Annotated in this window: 18 protein-coding genes, 1 tRNA gene and 1 pseudogene; 8 read left to right on the top strand and 12 right to left on the bottom strand. The window is 33.2% G+C overall.

Going from position 1 to position 19,181, the window contains the following annotated elements:
* Positions 1-34: 34 nt before the first annotated feature.
* From RMN97_RS08725 to RMN97_RS08715, 3 genes are all read right to left on the bottom strand, one after another.
* Positions 35-2,737, bottom strand: coding sequence for a DEAD/DEAH box helicase family protein (locus RMN97_RS08725; RefSeq protein ID WP_309614130.1), 2,703 nt, complete (start codon positions 2,735-2,737; stop codon positions 35-37).
* Between the two features lie 78 nt (positions 2,738-2,815).
* Positions 2,816-4,168, bottom strand: a complete 1,353-nt coding sequence (locus RMN97_RS08720; protein WP_309614129.1) for a site-specific integrase — start codon at positions 4,166-4,168, stop codon at positions 2,816-2,818.
* A 139-nt stretch (positions 4,169-4,307) separates the two neighbouring features.
* A tRNA-Met gene (locus RMN97_RS08715) sits at positions 4,308-4,381 on the bottom strand.
* Between the two features lie 199 nt (positions 4,382-4,580).
* On the opposite strand from RMN97_RS08715, the gene RMN97_RS08710 reads away from it, so the two are divergent.
* Together RMN97_RS08710 and RMN97_RS08705 are read left to right on the top strand one after the other, a co-directional pair.
* Positions 4,581-4,973 carry an START-like domain-containing protein gene (locus RMN97_RS08710; protein WP_309614128.1) on the top strand — a complete coding sequence of 131 codons (393 nt, stop codon included), beginning with the start codon at positions 4,581-4,583 and terminating at the stop codon, positions 4,971-4,973.
* 62 nt (positions 4,974-5,035) lie between these two features.
* The gene (locus RMN97_RS08705) at positions 5,036-5,872 is read left to right on the top strand and encodes an aminotransferase class IV (RefSeq protein WP_309614139.1); all 837 of its coding nucleotides are present in this window, start codon (positions 5,036-5,038) and stop codon (positions 5,870-5,872) included.
* Here the strand turns inward: RMN97_RS08705 and RMN97_RS08700 are convergent.
* The 5 genes from RMN97_RS08700 to RMN97_RS08680 form a co-directional block, all read right to left on the bottom strand.
* The gene (locus RMN97_RS08700; RefSeq protein WP_309614127.1) at positions 5,869-6,429 is read right to left on the bottom strand and encodes a YqgE/AlgH family protein; all 561 of its coding nucleotides are present in this window, start codon (positions 6,427-6,429) and stop codon (positions 5,869-5,871) included. The two genes, RMN97_RS08705 and RMN97_RS08700, sit on opposite strands and share 4 nt — an antisense overlap.
* A gap of 120 nt (positions 6,430-6,549) precedes the next feature.
* On the bottom strand, positions 6,550-6,852 hold the full coding sequence (locus tag RMN97_RS08695) for an HU family DNA-binding protein (RefSeq protein WP_290283893.1): 303 nt from the start codon (positions 6,850-6,852) through the stop codon (positions 6,550-6,552).
* A 146-nt stretch (positions 6,853-6,998) separates the two neighbouring features.
* Positions 6,999-7,946, bottom strand: a complete 948-nt coding sequence (gene fmt, locus RMN97_RS08690; RefSeq protein WP_309614126.1) for a methionyl-tRNA formyltransferase — start codon at positions 7,944-7,946, stop codon at positions 6,999-7,001.
* Between the two features lie 16 nt (positions 7,947-7,962).
* Positions 7,963-9,861 carry an ATP-dependent DNA helicase RecQ gene (locus RMN97_RS08685; RefSeq protein WP_309614125.1) on the bottom strand — a complete coding sequence of 633 codons (1,899 nt, stop codon included), beginning with the start codon at positions 9,859-9,861 and terminating at the stop codon, positions 7,963-7,965.
* A 99-nt stretch (positions 9,862-9,960) separates the two neighbouring features.
* Positions 9,961-10,497, bottom strand: a complete 537-nt coding sequence (locus RMN97_RS08680) for an ATP-binding protein (RefSeq protein WP_309614124.1) — start codon at positions 10,495-10,497, stop codon at positions 9,961-9,963.
* A gap of 157 nt (positions 10,498-10,654) precedes the next feature.
* On the opposite strand from RMN97_RS08680, the gene RMN97_RS08675 reads away from it, so the two are divergent.
* The 5 genes from RMN97_RS08675 (at position 10,655) to RMN97_RS08655 (ending at position 14,312) form a co-directional block, all read left to right on the top strand.
* On the top strand, positions 10,655-10,939 hold the full coding sequence (locus RMN97_RS08675; protein WP_309614123.1) for a DUF493 family protein: 285 nt from the start codon (positions 10,655-10,657) through the stop codon (positions 10,937-10,939).
* Positions 10,939-11,652: a DUF4290 domain-containing protein gene (locus RMN97_RS08670; protein WP_309614122.1), complete on the top strand. Its 714-nt coding sequence runs from the start codon at positions 10,939-10,941 to the stop codon at positions 11,650-11,652. Before RMN97_RS08675 ends, RMN97_RS08670 begins: the two co-directional genes overlap by 1 nt.
* Before the next feature lie 93 nt (positions 11,653-11,745).
* Positions 11,746-13,059 (top strand): UDP-N-acetylglucosamine 1-carboxyvinyltransferase, encoded by a 1,314-nt coding sequence (gene murA, locus RMN97_RS08665; RefSeq protein ID WP_309614121.1) that lies wholly within the window; start codon positions 11,746-11,748, stop codon positions 13,057-13,059.
* A complete protein-coding gene (locus RMN97_RS08660) occupies positions 13,059-13,502 on the top strand; it encodes a hypothetical protein (protein WP_309614120.1) in 444 nt (147 codons plus the stop codon). Before murA ends, RMN97_RS08660 begins: the two co-directional genes overlap by 1 nt.
* A gap of 42 nt (positions 13,503-13,544) precedes the next feature.
* The gene (locus RMN97_RS08655) at positions 13,545-14,312 is read left to right on the top strand and encodes a TSUP family transporter (RefSeq protein ID WP_309614119.1); all 768 of its coding nucleotides are present in this window, start codon (positions 13,545-13,547) and stop codon (positions 14,310-14,312) included.
* Between the two features lie 29 nt (positions 14,313-14,341).
* Here the strand turns inward: RMN97_RS08655 and RMN97_RS08650 are convergent, their stop codons facing one another.
* From RMN97_RS08650 to aroQ, 4 genes and pseudogenes are all read right to left on the bottom strand, one after another.
* On the bottom strand, positions 14,342-14,668 hold the full coding sequence (locus RMN97_RS08650; RefSeq protein WP_309614118.1) for a hypothetical protein: 327 nt from the start codon (positions 14,666-14,668) through the stop codon (positions 14,342-14,344).
* 46 nt (positions 14,669-14,714) lie between these two features.
* Positions 14,715-17,186: a DUF5686 and carboxypeptidase regulatory-like domain-containing protein gene (locus tag RMN97_RS08645; protein ID WP_309614117.1), complete on the bottom strand. Its 2,472-nt coding sequence runs from the start codon at positions 17,184-17,186 to the stop codon at positions 14,715-14,717.
* Between the two features lie 164 nt (positions 17,187-17,350).
* Positions 17,351-17,722: pseudogene (locus tag RMN97_RS08640) on the bottom strand (GxxExxY protein).
* 125 nt (positions 17,723-17,847) lie between these two features.
* A complete protein-coding gene (gene aroQ / locus RMN97_RS08635) occupies positions 17,848-18,261 on the bottom strand; it encodes a type II 3-dehydroquinate dehydratase (protein WP_309614116.1) in 414 nt (137 codons plus the stop codon).
* A gap of 290 nt (positions 18,262-18,551) precedes the next feature.
* On the opposite strand from aroQ, the gene RMN97_RS08630 reads away from it, so the two are divergent.
* Positions 18,552-19,154, top strand: coding sequence for an outer membrane beta-barrel protein (locus tag RMN97_RS08630; RefSeq protein WP_309614115.1), 603 nt, complete (start codon positions 18,552-18,554; stop codon positions 19,152-19,154).
* The last annotated feature ends 27 nt before the right edge of the window (positions 19,155-19,181 follow it).

The raw sequence follows: 19,181 nt of genomic DNA, 5'->3' as shown, positions 1-19,181 counted from the left end.
TTATCATTTTCCTAACGTCAGGAAAATGGTGTTTTTAAATAATAGTATTAATTGTTTTTTCTGCTTCGGTTTTAAAGAAACTGTATTCTTTTACTGGAGCTTTGTATTGTACTTCTAATCCCAATTTTTCAAAATGCTTAATAGCACATCTTATTTTGTAAATCTCACTTTCTTTCAATGCTTTTTTGTCATTGATGTCATTTGTTCCTTTGGTTTCAATCACAAAATAAAACTCATTTTCATTGCCGTCTTTTAGGCTTTTACGTTTCATTACTAAACCAAAATCAGGCTCATAATCTCCAATCGGTGTTTTTATTTTATACCAACTTGGTAGTTTAAGAAAACAAACTACTTCTACATCTTTATCAGCATCTAAAGAAAAATAGCGTTCAACATCACTATCAATTAGCATTTTATCAAAAACGCCTTTATTGGGTGTTGCAACATACCCTTTGTCGGATATATTTTTAACAAAATCATTGAACTCAAAAGGAAAACTTTCTCCAGTTAATTCATAGTTTAAACCTCGAATCATTTCGTCTAATTCTGCATTACGAATGATAGCGGAAGCTTCGTGAATGAATCTAGGAGGATTTTTAATTACTTCTTTTAAATTAGTCAATTGCTCAAATATTTTAAACATAGAAGTATAACTTAATCCAGTATTTTCGCTTAATTCTTCAATTAAATCTAATGGAGTAAAATTAGTTTTTTGTTTTACATTTTCTGAACCTTGAAAAGTATCTTGTTTGCCATCTTCATTAATTGAATCAATTAAAAAGCTAGATGCTTCAATGACAAAATCAGGGATTGTAATTTTATTAATTTCTTCAACCGCACTATTAATCAACCGCCCTTCATCAAAACTAACTGAGTATTCTGTTTTTTTAGCTAAAGCACTCCAATATTTTCTGAATGCTTTATCAATAGTCTCGTTAGTATTCAGTCTGAATTTTACTTCATCTGTTTGAGTACCTTTATGGTTGTGTGTCATTCCTGCACCTGCATTTGTAGTGCCATAAACCGACTTAATTTCTTCTTGATATTGTGTTACAAATGTTTCATAAGTTTCATTTGGAATCACAGTTAATTGGTTTATACGTTCGTTATCATCAACATCAATCGCATCATAAACTCTTTGCCCTTTTTGATTAACACAAATACGCAAACCTCTGCCAATTTCTTGACGCTTTTTTGTTTCAGAATAAGAGTTATTAAGTGTTGCAATATTGAATACATTTGGGTTATCCCAACCAACTCCCAGAGCTGAGTGAGAAAATACAAATTGAACAGGATTAGTTAATGTGAGTAGTTCTTCTTTGCCCTTTAATATCAATTCATAAATTTTGGATTGTTCTTTTACTCCGCCCTCATTATCTGCAAATTCGCCACTTGATTTTTGAGCAAAATAATAACCTTGAACACTTTGTATGTGTTCGTCAGTTGGAATGTTTCCATTGTGATATTCAGGATAAATAGCTTTGTATTTTGCAACAAAAAGGTTTTTGATTATTGGTGTTTCTCCAATGTAGTTTGCAACTCTATCAATAAATACAAGCGACAAACATTTTATTTCTTTTGGTGCTAATTTTTGTGATTTTGCAAAATGTCTGTGAATTAACCATTCTATTTGCAAAGCCCAAATATTCTCCAATGTTCCTGAAATTTGTTTCTCTAAAATTTCTGCACCGTTAGAAAACGTAACCGTCCATTTACCAGTTTTTAAACTTTTATTGATATTAGAAATTGAATAATTTAGATAACTTGGATTATTTGTTTTATCTCCTAAATTATCCCCATTGCAAAGCCAACCAGTAACTTTAAACTCAATTTTATTTGATGTTTTACTTAAATGCCACGCTTTCAATTTTACTTTTGGGTCTCCTTTTCCGAATTGTATATCAGCTAATTCAATTTTTAACGTTGCTTCGTCATTTTTTTCGGTTACTGTCAAAACTTCAATTTTCTTAACCAAACCCTCTTTGTAACTATCATAAGGGGTTAATCTATAAAGCAAGTTTTTAACGACTTTGTGGGTAGCCGAATAACGAATTTTATATAGTGGATTGAGTTTTGCAATTTGAGTTATGGAATTGTCTGTATCCATTCCCTCTTGCGGTTCATCCATTATAATTATTGGATTTGTTTTACCAATGGCTTCAATAAAAGGAATGTTGTTAAATAAATCTTCCCTTTGTGCTTGGTTCAAAATTTTATCTTCTGAATTGAAAGAAGCCAAAGTCATTATCATTACTTGGGGATATTGTTCCTCAATGAACTGACTTACTTTTTGAAGTTTTTTGCTATCATATTCAAAAGCATCAGGTTTAAATCCATAAATGTTTTCCAGTTGTTTCTCAAATGATTTAAAAGTTCCAATAATGTTTTGCCGAATTGCAACTGATGGAACTAAAATTATAAACTTTGTAAAACCGTATTCTTTAAAAAGTTCAAAAATAGTTTTGATGTAAACAAGTGTTTTACCTGTTCCAGTCTCCATTTCAACGCAAATATCCCTATCATTTGAAAGCTTTGCAATTTCCTCCGAAATACCGTTTTCTAGTAATACATTTTTAATGTTATTTTCAATATCAACTGTAGTAAGTTTGGTAGTGTTTGAACGAATGCCCTCAATACAAGAATTATCAAAATTATTTTTGTCAGTACCATCAAAAATCTTTACAACGGATTGTATTGCTATATCTTGATAATTAAGGTTTTCTAACTTAAATTCCATTAAGGGAGGTTGTTTATTATTGAATTGTAAATATAAATAGAAAAATACTATAATTTTAGTAAGAAATAATCAAATTACTTATCGTAGTAAGTTTGAATAATCTTCTGGTAATTCAGCATCAATATCTCTAAGATATTTTTCGAGTGCAGTCATAGTAGAGTGCCCTGTTACAAGCATTAATTTACTTTTAGTTTCAAATTGTGAGCTAGTTTTCCGCATTTCTCTATACAATTTAGTGATGAAAGTATGCCTGAAACTATACATTCCGTAATCTTTGTTTAGATTAAAATGTGTTTTCACAACTTCTTTAAATCGTTTTGAAAAATAGTCTCTTTTATTGTTTGGTTCTGTAATCCAGTCTTGACCAAAGCCACTGGGAGTGAAGAGAAAACTATCGGGATTGTATTTTGACAAATCGGGTAAATCATCCATCAATATTTCAGGTATGATTTTGATTTTTACAGCCTTGTTTTTAGTTCTTAAATAAATCCTTTTGCCAATTAAATCAATGTCTTTAATCTTCAATTCACAAACTTCGATTGGTCTTAAAAAGTTGTAAGACACAAATTTTATGAATAGTAAAAGTATTTGGTCGTTTTTTTCGAGAAAAGAATAAATGTCTTTTTGCATTTCAGAGGTATAAGTTTTATTTCTCTCTGGATTGGATTTTAAAACATTTATCTTTTTTGCTATGTTATCTGCAATTATTTCATTGTCCTCCAATACTTGAAACAATGAACTAAAGTCTGCTCTTGTGTTATTTCTATTTCTAGCACTCGAATTAATCAGCACTTCATTCAAATAATCATTCATAACCTTTTTAGTTATGTCAGTTATAGGTTTGTTTTCATCTAATGACTTTCTGAATTTTCTAATTCTTAATTCAAAGTTTTTATATGAAGTATCTCTAATGGTATTCTTCTTTAAGTTTAATGCAAATTCAAAAGCTTCTTTAATTGATAGAATTTCGGGTATTGCAATATTTTCTTTAGGTATTGCAATGATTTTACTTGGAATTGCAATGTTTTCAGTAGGTATTGCAATGGTTTTACTTGGAATTGCAATGTTTTCTTTTGGTATTGCAATGCTAGTATTGTTTCCTTTTGAAGCTTCGGATTGCTTTTTATTGAGTAGCTCTTCAATATTATTGGTTATGTTAGGATTGAAGCCTTTTTCAAGTAAAAATTCTAGCGCAACACACATTGCATTCAAGTATTCAACTCTTTCTTTTTTAGTTTTTAGCTTATTTACATTGCCTTTGATGTTTGGCATTCTTTTTAGTTTGCCAGTTTCTGCATCTCTAAAACTATAATAAATGTACCAACTTTTAGATAATGCTTTTGCTTTTTCGGATTCACTAAGTTGATTCCATAGCAGAATGTTTACACCGCCTGTAAATATTTTTGGTGCAGTAAAGTCTTTTTGTTTCAACAAGTTGAAGTGATTAATTTTGGAAAAGTGTTCTAAATCGTGTACTAAATCGTGTACTTTTTGTAAATGTAAAAATATTTTAGACATAAAAAAACCGTTTAGAGTACCTAAACGGTTGATTTCCTTACTTTCAATTTTGTAGCGAGAGGGAGATTTGAACTCCCGACCTCAGGGTTATGAATCCTGCGCTCTAACCGACTGAGCTACCTCGCCTACTATTGCAATCCCTTAATACTTCAATGGTTTCTATTTGTCATAGGAGTTCAGTGATACGCCTACGGCTTAATTGCGGGTGCAAATATAAAATTAATATCAATGGTTACAAACTTAAAGTGCTTATTTTTTTTATTTTTAAAAAACACTTTTTTATTGATTTTATATTCTATATATTTCCAAAAAATTTGTTCAAATCATGGATAATAAAATACGTTATGAATTAGAGTTTCCATTAAACTCTTCACCGCAATTACTGTATCAATATATTTCGACACCATCTGGTTTACAGGAATGGTTTGCAGATAACGTTAATTCAAGAGGAGAATTTTTTACTTTTACTTGGGATCATGTTGATGAAAATGCGCGTCTTGCATCTAAAAAGACTGGAGAAAAAGTAAAGTTTAAATGGGTTGATGATGACAAGAAGGATACCGAATACTACTTTGAACTAAGAATTTTAGAAGATGAAATCACCAAAGACGTTTCATTGATGGTTGTTGATTTTGCCGAAGAAGATGAATTAGATGAATCACGATTATTATGGGAAAATCAAATTTCCGATTTAAAACACGTAATAGGTTCTATTTAAAATTAATTTTTTAAAAGTTATATTTGTCCCGTCTCGTTCTAAAAATGAGACGGGATTTTTTTATGATTAATTTTAATGGTCAAATTCAGGATTCGGATTTACAAGTAACAGTTTCAAATAGGTCATTCTTATATGGTGATGGCGTTTTTGAAACTTTGAAAATTGTAAACAATAAAATATTATTTTTTGAAGATCATTATTTTCGATTAATGGCTTCCATGAGAATTGTTAGAATGGAAATTCCGATGTCTTTCACTATGGAATATCTTGAAGAACAAATCTTGAAACTAGTTGATATACTCACTATTAAAGATTCTGCCAGAGTACGATTTACTGTTTTTAGAAACGAAGGAGGTTTTTATTTGCCAACTGATAATTCAATTTCCTTTATTATTCAGGCAACGAAGTTGGAAAACACAAGATATAAAATTCTTAAAAGTCAATTTGAAGTTGATTTATATAAAGATTTTATTGTTCCAAAGCAATTACTTTCAACACTCAAAACAGCTAATAAAATTACGCATGTAACGGCAAGTATTTTCGCTAAAGAAAATCAATTGGATTCTGCCTTACTTATTAATGAAACTAAAAATGTAATTGAAGCAGCAAACGGTAATCTGTTTATATTGATGGGAAACTCACTGATAACACCGCCAATTTCTGAAGGCTGTTTGAACGGAATAATGAGAAAACAAATTATGTCTATTGCAAAACAAATAGATTCAATTGAAGTTATTGAAGCAGCTATTTCTCCTTTTGATTTACAGAAAGCAGATGAATTATTTATAACTAATGTTATTATTGGAATTCAACCCATCACAAAATACCGAAAAAAAGAATTTGAAACTCGGTTAGCTAATCTGCTGTTGGATAAATTGAATACTTTAATCCAAGCTTAATTTAATATTGGATTTTCTGGCGCATTAGACCAAATAAGGTAATCACCGCCCAATTCAACAATTTTCTCTTTCCAAAAATGAACAGATGCTTTTCCGAGAATTTTGTTTTCGTAATTATTTTTTATCAAAATCCATGAGTTGGCTTGCATCTCATTTTCTAGTTGCTCTGCATCCCAACCGGTGTATCCCAAAAAGAAGCGGATGTTTTTTTTCTTTATAACTCCGGTATTGATTAATTCTTTGGTGAAATCAAAATCACCGCCCCAATATATTCCTTTAGAAATTTCAATACTATTCGGAATCAAATCAGGAACATTATGAATAAAATATAAATTGTCCTGTTCTACAGGACCACCATTATAAATCTTGAAATTGGATTCAACTTCAGGAAGTAAATCTTTAATAGTGTATTTTAGTGGTTTGTTTAAAATGAATCCAACGGAACCTTCAGAAGTATGGTCAGCCAACAAAATTACAGATCTATTAAAAGATAAGTCACCAATAATAGACGGTTCGGCTATTAACAAATGTCCTTTTTCTAATTTTTCTGCAATCATTTTGAATTAATTTTTAATAAAGTTGCTGAAAAAAAAATGATTTTCCAAATTTTTGAAAGCTAAAAGCAAAAAAGCCATTCGTTTTGCGAATGGCTTTTGTATATCAGAAGTACTAAATTATTAGTTTACTGCTCCGTCTAAATCTGCTCCTGCCTTGAATTTAACTACATTCTTAGCAGCAATTTTGATAGTTTTTCCTGTTTGTGGATTTCTTCCATCTCTTGCAGCTCTTTTAGATACTGACCAAGATCCGAATCCTACTAAAGATACTCTTCCGCCTTTTTTCAAAGTACCGCTTACATTTCCTAAAAATGATTCTAAAGCTAATTTTGCTGCTGCTTTTGTTACTCCTGCGTCAGCTGCAATCGCATCGATTAATTCTGATTTGTTCATAATGTTAGTTATTAATTGTTGGTTAAACATTTTGTTAATGATAACAAATTTAATAGGAATTCCTTACTGCACAAGCGTTTTCGGGTTTTTTTCAAATATTTGTTGATAACTTGGTTCATTTGTTGATAAACCCACGCGTTTTGTCGATTCTTTTATTCAAAAAATGCCATGAGTCCCTATTCTGCTTGCGCTCTTTCTGAAAAGGTAATCCCATTTAGGAGCTCATTTGCCTGCATTTTTTTCTTCCCAGGAAATTGAATACTTAAGATTTCGATAAAGCCATCTTTTACAGCAATTTTAATTTCCTTTTTGGTAGTGAATATGCTACCTATAGTATAAGAGTGATTTTCAAAAATAATTTTCGCCTCATAGATTTTCACATTCCATTCGTGTTCATTATCTTTAAAGAAGCACCAAGCCGAAGGATAAGGTGACAATCCGCGTATCAAATTATGAATTTCAGTTGCTGGTTTGGTCCAATCAATTTTACAGTTTTCTCTATTGAGCTTATAGGCTGTTTTAATTTCCGGATTATCTTGTTGGACTGAAGTCTGAACATTTCCTTTTTCAATCAAAGCCAAAGTTTCTACAACAGCTTCACTTCCTAAAAGCATAAGCCTATCATGAAGTTCTCCAGCGCTTTCATTTGGGCTGATTCCGATTGCTGCATTTAAAATCATAGCACCGGTATCAATCTTATCATCAATAAAGAAAGTAGTAACTCCGGTTTTTGTTTCTCCATTAATAATCGCCCAATTGATAGGCGCCGCGCCACGATAGTTTGGCAACAACGATGCATGAAGATTGAAGGTTCCCAATTTTGGCATTCTCCAAACAACTTCCGGCAACATTCTGAAGGCAACAATAACTTGTAGATTGGCATCTAGCGATTTTAATTCGGTTAAAAAAACTTCGTCTTTTAAATTCGTAGGTTGCAATAATTTTAAGTTGTGTTCCAACGCATATTCTTTTACAGCCGAGTATTTAATCTTTTGGCCACGACCGGCAGGTTTATCAGCAGCAGTTATGACACCAACAACTTCATAATTGTTTTTGATTATTGTATCCAGAATACCAACGGCAAATTCTGGTGTTCCCATAAAAACGATGCGTAACTTTTCCATATATGCTGAATTTAGTTCAGTATCTTTTTAATGAATATAAATTATTTGATTTGATACTAATGGTTTCGTTTTCCAAAAGATTCTGAAGCGCAAAGATAACATCGTCTTTTGAAAGTTTGGTTAACTTTTGAATATCTCTTGAGTTGAAGTCCTGCATTTTCAGTAAGGCAATAATTTTTTCAGAAATCGTTTCCGGATTTTGCTTCTTTTTATTTTTGGAAATGCAATAGGAGCAAACGCCACAATCGGCTGTAATAGTTTCGCCAAAATATTGCATCAGCAATTTCTGTTTACAGGTTTTAGTTTCTTTACTATAATATAATACCGCTTGCAGTTGTTCCGTTTTTAATTTGTTTTGTGCTTCCAGATGTTTTGACACTCTGTTAATCGTGCGCTCATCTTCCCGAACTTCATTAAAGGTAATCGTGGCATCGTTATTTTTGGCAATCAAATCAATGACTTGCTTTTCATTTAATTTTTGCAAAAGTGAAAGCACTTCTTTTTCAGTACTATTCGATTTCTTGGCAATCAAAGTCGGATTGAAAGCCGTTTGCATATCATAAATTCCGGGATAGGTTCGAAGAATTGTTAGGATAATTTCTTCATCTTTCGGATTCAAACTCATATACCGAATCACTTCTTTAGACGGAATGATAAACTGAATGCTAACTTTTTCTGAAAATTCCTGTGATAAATTAATTACTCCTTGTCTGTCCAAAAACTGTAACCCATTATAGGTTTTCAGTATTGGAAAATTATATTTGGCACAAAATTGATTCAGATTAAAGCTAAACTGCTCATCAATGCCTTCGCCATACGCAATTTGAAAAAAGCTACACAATTTGACAAAAACCAAATTCAAAAAAGCCTTATCTGGTAACACACTCAAAAATTGTGCTTCAGCATGCAAAACATCCGATGGATTGTTAAGTAGCACCGCAAATGCTTTTTCGCCATCTCTTCCGGCGCGACCGGCTTCCTGATAATAGTTTTCCAGATTTTGAGGCAAATGCAAATGGATAATTGTTTTCACATTGGCTTTGTCAATTCCCATTCCAAAAGCATTGGTGGCAACAATGACTTGCACTTTTTCTTCCATCCAAAGTTTCATATGCTTTTCTTTCTCTTTGGATGATAATCCGCCATGATAATATGTCGCAGTAAAACCGTGGCTTTCCAGTTGATGAACCGTTTCCAAACAACTTTTCCTGTTGGTTACATATATAATAGAAGGTTGCGGGTTCTTTTTTAAAATTTGCTGCAAAAGATGGAGTTTGTCTTCGGTTTCAAAAACCATATATGCGATGTTGGCTCTGTAAAATGATTTCGAGAAAACTTGTGGTGAAGTAAGTTTTAATTGGGTAATGATATCTTCTTTCACTCTCAAAGTTGCCGAAGCGGTCAAGGCCAAAAAAGGAACTTTCGGAAAGTACTCTTTTAATTGTACAATCTTTAAATAAGCCGGACGAAAGTCATGTCCCCATTGCGATACACAATGTGCCTCATCAATGGCGATGAGGTTTATTGGCAGATTTTTTATGCGTTCTAAAATCCAATCGTTTTGCAATCGCTCGGGTGAAAGATATAAGAATTTATAATTTCCGAATTGGCAGTTATCCAATAAATCAATAATTTCATCGTGATAAATTCCTCCAGTTAATGCGATGGCTTTGATTCCTTTCTTTTGCAGATTTTCAACTTGGTCACGCATTAAAGCAATTAATGGTGAAATGACAAGGCAAATTCCTTCCTGCATCATAGCAGGCACTTGAAAACAAATCGATTTTCCACCACCAGTTGGCATCAAAGCAAAAGTGTCTTTTCCTTGCAAAACAGATGCTATGATTTCCTCCTGCGGTTCACGGAAGGCATCATGTTTCCAGTATTTTTGCAGGATTTCTAGTGCTTTACTCAAAGGATGTTTATTATGCCCTTCGACTGCGCTCAGGGTGACATGTTATTATTGAATCAAAGATATAAAATAAGATTGTGTTGCTGGTACAGCAAAAGTGTATTATGATAGATGTTTAAATATGAACTCAATACGTTCTTCAACAGTTCCGCGTGGCACTTCTATAAGGTCGTAGCCATATTTTTGATAGGTTTCTGTAAGATGACCGTAAATTAGCTTTGCCTGTTCAAAGTTTTCATAACGCGCCTCATCGCTTTCGTAAATTTCTTCCCAAGGTGGAAGTATGAAAATTTTGGAATATTTGTGTTCTCTGCAGGCTTCATCAAAAAAAGCAGGATAACTGTCGCCAATGTAATGCATGTAGGCTAAAACATCTGGAATTCCACGGTCGATAAAAACTACTGGATGTGGTTCGGCAATTGCGCTTTTGTATTGTTTTTTTCTTCCTTCCAAAAGTAATTCGCTAAACAACAATGGCTTTTCAAGAAACAATTGTTCTATTCCTTGCTTTTTAGCTTCTAATGTTATTTCGCGGGAAATTTCCGGATAACAACAATATCCTTTGGATACTAATCCGTCGATAATGGTTGTTTTTCCGGTTCCTGGACCTCCGATAATAACTATAATTTCTTTTTTCAAGATTTTTGAAATGAAGGGCAAATTTATCGAAACTAATTAGAATATCTAAAGCGAATTAAGATTTATTTTTAGGATTAAAAATTATTTTTTTGAAATCATAGAAACCATTCTAAATTCTGAAATCAATACTGTATATTTGCTTTTATTTTGTTTAAAAATGGATAAGAAGACAGAAGAATTTTATATCAGATTAAAGGAAGAACTGAGCAATACTTCAGCATGGCCTAGTGAATATTTATATAAATTTATTGTGCCAACAAGTCCAAAAACAATTGAAGAAGTTGAGAATGCTTTTGATAATATAGGTGCGGTAATTCATACCAAACAATCAAAAACCGCTAAATACACGAGTGTTTCAATAAACGTGATGATGGAAAGTCCAGAACACGTTATTGAAAAGTACATAGAAGTATCTTCTATTGAAGGAATAATATCATTATAATGCCAGAAAAATATATAAAAGAAAATGCAAACGAGGTCGTTCATCATTTGGAATACAATGCCGAAAGATCGCATTTGATCATTCCAGAATACGGTCGTCATTTGCAGAAATTGATTGACCAGGCAACCGTTATTGAAGATAAGGAAAAGCGCAATCAAGTGGCAAAATATATTATTCAAGTCATGGGAAGTTTAAACCCACACTTGCGTGATGTTCCTGATTTTCAGCACAAATTATGGGATCAGATATTTATCATGTCCGATTTTAAATTGGATGTAGATTCTCCTTATCCAATTCCGACTCGAGATGTAATTCATCTAAAACCGGAAAGATTAGCCTATCCTCAAAAAAATCCAAAATACCGTTTTTATGGGAATAACATCAAGTATATGATTGATGTGGCTAACAGTTGGGAAGATGGTGAAATGAAAAACGCTTTGGTTAAAGTCATTGCCAACCACATGAAAAAGTCCTATTTGAGTTGGAACAAAGACACGGTTACAGACACTGTGATTTTTGAACATCTTTATGAATTGTCGGCAGGAAAATTAAATCTACTGCAAAGCACCGAAGAGTTGTTAACCACAACTGATTTGATGCGTACCAATAAAAAAATGTCCAACAAAAATATGCCTGCTTCAAACCCGAAGATTAAAATTAACAAAAACGGTAAGAAGCCGTTTATAAAGAAAAATAATAACAATCAGAAATAAGTGCCTGAGTGCCTTAGTTGCTGAGTGCCTGAGAATGTTAGTCTCAAGAAAACTCAGTTACTCAGCTACTCAGCTACTCAGCTACTAAAAAATATGGGAACTTTTAAAATTGAAGGAGGAATCCAATTAAAAGGTGATGTACAACCACAAGGCGCAAAAAATGAAGCATTGCAAGTTTTATGTCCTGCATTATTAACTTCAGAAAAAGTTAGGATTACAAATATTCCGGATATTATAGATGTTAATAAACTAATAGTTTTACTAGGAAATTTGGGTGTAAAAATTCAAAAAAACGGAGTTGGAGATTACACGTTCCAAGCCGATGAAGTAAACATTGATTATTTAAAAACCGAAGCTTTTAAAAAAGAAGGCGGAAGTTTAAGAGGTTCTATTATGATTGTTGGGCCGCTTTTAGCCCGATTTGGTTGTGGCTATATTCCAAAACCAGGTGGCGATAAAATTGGTCGTCGTCGTTTGGATACACACTTTGAAGGATTTATCAATTTGGGTGCAAAATTCCGTTATGAAAGAGAAGACCATTTCTATGGTGTTGAAACAAAAGGAAGATTAAAAGGTGCACATATGTTGCTTGATGAAGCATCAGTAACCGGAACGGCAAACATCGTTATGGCTGCTGTTTTAGCCGAAGGAATTACTACAATTTATAATGCTGCCTGCGAACCATATTTGCAACAGTTGTGTAAAATGTTGAACTCGATGGGAGCCAAAATCAGCGGAGTTGGTTCTAACTTATTGACCATAGAAGGTGTTGAAAAACTGGGCGGTTGCGAACACAGAATCTTGCCTGATATGATTGAGATTGGTTCCTGGATTGGCCTTGCGGCGATGACAAGAAGCGAAATCACGATTAAAAATGTTTCTTGGGACAATCTTGGTGTAATTCCGAGTGTGTTCAGAAAACTGGGAATTACTTTGGAAAGAAAAGGCGACGATATTTATATTCCGGCGCATACCAAAGGCTATACAGTAAAAACTGATATTGACGGTTCGATATTGACTATTGCCGATGCACCATGGCCAGGATTTACACCTGATTTATTGAGTATCTGTTTGGTTGTAGCAACGCAAGCCAATGGCGACGTATTAATTCACCAAAAAATGTTTGAAAGTCGTTTGTTCTTTGTGGACAAATTGATTGATATGGGTGCCAAAATCATGTTGTGTGATCCGCACAGAGCCGTGATTATGGGACACAATTTCCAATCTCAGTTAAAAGCAACAACGATGTCTTCTCCGGATATTCGTGCCGGAATTTCATTATTGATTGCTGCGCTTTCTGCTAAAGGAACTTCAACGATTCAGAATATCGAGCAAATTGATAGAGGTTACGAGCGGATTGACGAAAGACTTCGCGCATTAGGAGCTAATATCGTAAGGGTTGAGTAATGAGAATCCTAAGCTTTTGTCTGCTGCTTCTTTTGATTTCGTGCAAAACCACTTATCGTAGAGCTGACATCAGTTCTATATCTCAAAAAGAGAAAGCAAAGGTTTACGATTTTGGAAGGCGACTTTTAGAAACTTGCAAAACGCGACAATTTATTCAGTTAAGTGAAAGGGAAGTTTCAAAAAGCCTTGCTACGCTTTCATTAGCAGAAATGCAAAATGCCTGCGATGCCATAGGCAAGACAAATGGTAAATTCATCGATATGAAACTGATTGAAGTTATTGATGATACGTATACTAGCAATTCTAAAGTTTACCGATATAAAGGAAATTTTGAAAGAAATGACGTGGTAAGGGAAATCAGAATCTGGTTAGGAACCGATGGAAAATTTCAGGGAATCATTTGGAAGGAATGGCAAGACGAATATACACCCTATAAAAAATAACAGAATCCCGATGTGTAAGCATTGGGATTTTTAATTCATATAATGGAAACATACATCTTAATACTTCTTTGTGTCGCAGCTTTTTTGGCCGGATTTGTAGATGCTATTGTCGGCGGCGGCGGATTAATACAAACTCCGGTTGCTTTGATTTTAATGCCAAACCTTGCCGTTTCATCCATAATTGGCTCGTTGAAAATTCCGGCTTTTAGCGGAACCAGTTTTGCGGCGAATCAGTATTTGAAAAAAGTGGATATGAATTGGAAATTGCTTTCCATTATGGCGTTAGTAGCTTTTGCCTCCGCTTTTTTAGGTTCCCATTTGCTAACCAAAGTGCATAATGATTTTATGAAACCGCTGCTTTTGGTGGTTTTGACTTTAATTGCCATTTATACATTTACCAAAAAAGACTTCGGAATTCACCAAGCAAAAGAACATACAGTTAAGCGCCAATTCTTATTAGCTATTTCTATGAGCATCGTCCTTGGATTTTATGATGGATTTATTGGTCCCGGAACGGGTAGTTTTTTGGTGTTAGGTTTTGTAAGCGTTTTAGGTTTTGATTTTCTTCATGCTTCGGCAAATGCCAAAATGGTTAACCTTGCCACCAATTTTGGTTCGATTTGCTTGTTTGTTTTAAAAGGGAAAATCATTTGGGCAATCGCACTTCCAATGGCTGTCTGCAATGCTTTTGGTGGTTGGATTGGCGCCAAACTCGCTATCAAAAAAGGCAACGGATTTATACGTGTTTTCTTTTTGATTGTAGTAATCGGAACACTGATTCGTTTTGGTTATGATGTGTTTTTTAAGTAATTACCATTCACTAAAAATCACGCTGTCGTTTACCACGGCATGTGTGATGTGTTTGCTGCAGCCTTCCAAAGCCAAGGGTGAACGTGATTTGGCATAAAACAATTTGATTTCTTTCCTTCAAAGTCTTTTTTGGCTTTCGCGAGATTAAATCCGTTTTCAAATCCGCGGTTGATGTAGTAAAGAGTTGAATCATTTTCCAATTCAAAAACGATATCTTTAACTCCACCTTCAGAAATTGATTTTACGGTTCCGGAAACCTTAACGGAATTTTCCATAGAAGTATCTATAGCCGTTGATAAAACAATAGCAACCAAAACAAAGACTGCAATAGCTACGATAAAAATTGCTTTTTTCATAATATTGATTTTAGTGTTATTGTAAAACGCTTAAAATCATCTTTTATTACTCTAACACATTCAAAAACTTCAAACCAAAGATAACGCCATCGCCCTGATAACCGTTTTGATACGAACGGACATAATCCACTCGGAATAAACGGAATTTTCCAAAACCAAGATTGTCCAATCCAACTGAGAATTCCTGATACGGTTTTCTGTCGGGAATAGCAAGATTATGAAAGCCTAAGACCAATTGTGATTGCAGGAGTTTTAGCAACGGAATCTTATTCATAAAAAAGCCTTTGTCGTTGTGTTCGATATGGGTTTCGCTATAGCTGTCATTAGTACTTGCGGCATAATAAGGCAATAAATTAAACACATTAGTATAACTTTCAGATTGCCCAATATGGGTTTGGTTCCCGTTGAAATGTTTGTAATCAACAAATGAAATATTGTCGTCATTAAAGAATTTCCCCGCTTTGAAGGCCATTTGCAACGTTCCTTTATTTCCCAAAGTCACATCATAATTTACTCGAGCTGCGACAAAATCATATTCATAATTTTTATCGGTGGCGGCAAATGTTTTTTCATAACCTAAAGACAAAGATGGATAATCATCATTCGGAATATTGTATTTTCCATCTGGACGCGTTATGTATTTTTGCCCAAAATTGAAGCGCATTGCAATATTGGTTTTAACCAAATTGTGTTTGCTTATCGCAGCTGAAGTTTCATCAGTTGGTGAAAGCGGATTGTTTGACGTGTATAAATCATCACTTTTTATAACGGTATATTCAGTGATATTGTACAAAGGTTTTCTTTCAGAGTATTCGGCATTGATGTTCATGTAAATACCATTGACAACCTCTCTTCCAAAAAATCCAGAAACAAAATTCTTTTCATACAATTTCATGAAATTGTTTTTAAAAAACAACGTGCTGACTGTGTTTACAATATTTGAAATCGGATTACTTCCGTTAAATTGACTGGCGGAACTTCCACCATTGAAAGTCAATAAACTATTGTTAGTATTGTTGAATTTATGTGTGTAGTTGGCAGTTGCTCTTATCTTTTCTTCCGAAAAGCCGTAGTCAAACTTTGAACTAATTCTGGTATACGTTCTCTTGTCTTCATCTCGTTTGGTATAGGATAAACCGGCGTTGATTCGATAGCCCTGAACCGTGTTGAAGGAGATTGACGTCAACGGGCCATCATAATCAATTGACCATTTTTTAAAGGAATTTTTATAGCTGTAGCTACTCAAAACATCCATCACTTTGAATTTGTTGTGTTTGGCATCAATTGAATCCAAATAGACTTTTGATTTCTTTTTGGTTTGCAGTATATCTTTCTTTGTATAATCGGTTGATTCTTCTTCTGTCAAAGGAACCGGACGGATGGTATTCCAAAAAGTATCTTCCTTTTTATTGGCATTTTCCTGAAATGATAAGATTTCATTGGTAAAAGTCTTTTTCTCAAACTGCTTTTCAAATTCAAAATTAGAATACACATACGTAAATCGTCCATTGACTTTGATGCTTAACAATCCGGCGATAAAGTCAAGTGTTTGCGTATTTTTCACCCAAATTTTATTGTTAGAATTGTAACTGTAACTCTGTTTCAAAGTCAGGTTGTCTATTGCCGGCGACTGCATTTGATTTCCTTTGATAGATAAATCAGTGGCATAAATAGCATAGGAATCGTCTACTATATAAATGTAACCTTCCATAACCGGTTCTGTTTCGCGACGCGGAATTACTTTTATCTTATTAATCTGCTGACGATTTTCGGTAAAAAACGAACCTTCAAATTTGTATTTATAATAGTTGAAAGCATTATCAGCTATTGGGGAAACGACATTAATTTCAAACGGAAGATAGTTTTCATAAAAATCAAAATTCACCGAAGCAGCGTTGTTAAAACTAAAGCCGTTGTCTTTTCCACTTACTTTGGAAGCCACGATGACTTCTTTCATTTTATCCGGTTTTTGGAATGTTATTTTAGAAACGGTTTCCGACAGATAAATGATTCCGCTTCGTGTAGAGTCAAGAATTTCATCAAAGAAATCAAACTTTTGACCCATGATGGTTTTTGGCGCATCTTTCAATCGGATGATACCGCGGGAATAAAAATCGGATTTGAAGCGAGCGGTCTTTTCGGAGTTTTCTTTTTTGTTTTTGATTGCATTCCGAATAATCTCATTTGCAGGATTGTCTTTCGGGTTGATGACCACTTCTTTCAACGTAATATTTTCTTCTGCCAAAGTGATACTCAAACTTTCAGCAAACTGATTTTTAGTAATTGCTTTTTTTACGGTTTTATAACCCAAATATTGAAAGATTATTATTGGATTTTCGTTTTTTACATTTAAAGTGAATTTCCCTTTTTCATTTGTAGTGGTTCCATTATAGGTATTCTCTTCAAAGATGTTTACAAATGCTAATGGATTTCCTTTGTCGTCGGTAACGGTTCCTTTTATTTGGGAATAACAACCTGCAGAAATTAATAGTAATAGTAGTAAGCTAATTTTTTTCATAAATATTTTTTTGTTACACAGAGTTTTTTTGTTACACAGAGATTCACAGAGATTTATTTTTTTTCTTTTTTGAGATTCACAGAGATATATAGCTTACTAAATTTTCTCTGTGTATCTCTTTTTTTCTCCGTGTGTCTCTGTGTAACAAAATAATTTCACAGAGTTTATATTCGAAATCTTTTTATTCCTTGTTTTAGCATTTTTGTATTGAAATTTATTAATAATCCAGTTGAATAATTCCCGAGTTTCATATAAGTAAGAATTTGTGCAAAATGAACATCTGTAAAAGTTTCAACAGTTTTTAATTCAACAACTAATTTGTTTTATATCAATAAATCAATTCTATATCCTTGTTCTAGTTTTATTTCTTTATAAACTAAAGGCAATGCTTTCTCACATTCAACATAAATTCCATTTTTTTTAATTTCATAAAATAAACATTCTTTATAAGCAGATTCTAATAATCCTGGGCCAAGATGTCTATGAACTTCAATAGCTAACCCAATAATTTTTTCTGTTAGATCATTTATTTCCATAATTTATTTTTTTGTTACACAGAGATTCACAGAGATTTTTTGAGATTCACAGAGTTTTAAACTTTCTCTGTGTATCTCTTTTTTTCTCCGTGTATCTCCGTGAAACTTTCTCATCTTTCTGTGTACTAAAAAAACGACTGCAACGCCAATTCATAACTCTTCATACCAAAACCAATAATGATTCCTCTAGCATTTGGAGAAATAAAAGATTGATGACGAAAAGTCTCTCTGGAAAAGGTGTTGGAAATATGAACTTCGATTACTGGTGTTGATATTGCTTTTACCGTATCACCAATTCCCACTGAAGTATGCGTATAAGCCGCTGCATTTAAAATAATACCATCATAAGTAAACCCAACTTCCTGAATTTTATCAATCAGTTCACCTTCTATATTACTTTGAAAATAAGAAAGAGTAATACTTGGATATTTCTTTGTCAACTCTTCATAAAAAGTTTCGAAAGTCATGTTTCCGTATACTTCAGGTTCACGCTTTCCTAGCAAGTTTAGATTTGGACCGTTAATTATGATTATTTTCATAGGAAGATATATTTCTGTAAAAATAGGAATAATCAGTTTAAATGAGCACTTAGTTTTATCTAAAAAAAGCATTTATTAATAGGAAAAATGCGAACATTTCATGAATTTATTGAAATTATCAAAAACAGCATATCGTTGTTAACAGGCTAAAATAGGGCTAAAGCGTTGTAAAATAAAGGGTTAAATCTATTTATTGTTAATAAAATTGTTAATAACTGTAATAGTGCCTTACGTTGATAGAAAAGGATTACTTATAAATTTGTTCATATTAATTTTAAAATTAAACAAACATGAAAAAAATTATTTTAACAGTAGCTGCAGTATTCGCTTTGACGTTTGCTAATGCACAAGACAAAAAAGAAAGTACTGGTGAAGGTTTCTCTAATGGAGATTTGTATTTAACTGGTACAGCTGGTTTCGACAGTAGTAAAACTGGAGATGCTAAATCTAGCGGATTTACATTATCTCCAGGAGTTGGTTATTTCATAGCTGACAACATTGCAATTGAAGGTATGTTGAACATCTCTTCAGGTACTGAAAATGATGGTACAGGTGGAGATGATATTAAAACTACAGGTTTTGGTATCGCTGCAGGTGTTAAATACTTCTGGACTCCAGCAAGTAAATTTTCTCTTTCAGTAGGAGCTAACATCTCTTACATGTCAACAAAATATGATGACGGAACTTTTGATGCAACTGGAAAAGAAATTGGTTTCAACATTCCACTAGGATTGAACTATTTCGTGTCTAATGACTTTGCTCTTACTTCTACTTGGGGTGGGTTCGGTTATTCTTCTAACGATAACGGAGGAAATGGTGCTGATAAAACTACTGGATTTAATTTAGGAGTTGATTTATCTTCTATCTCTTTCGGTTTGTTATACAAACTGTAATTAGTTTAGAACATACAGATTTAAACC

The sequence above is a fragment of the Flavobacterium sp. genome, from assembly GCF_031381455.1.
In the GTDB taxonomy this organism is placed as follows: domain Bacteria; phylum Bacteroidota; class Bacteroidia; order Flavobacteriales; family Flavobacteriaceae; genus Flavobacterium.
The sequence above is the reverse complement of the archived record's forward strand: the minus strand, read 5'-3'. Positions and strand labels throughout refer to the sequence as shown.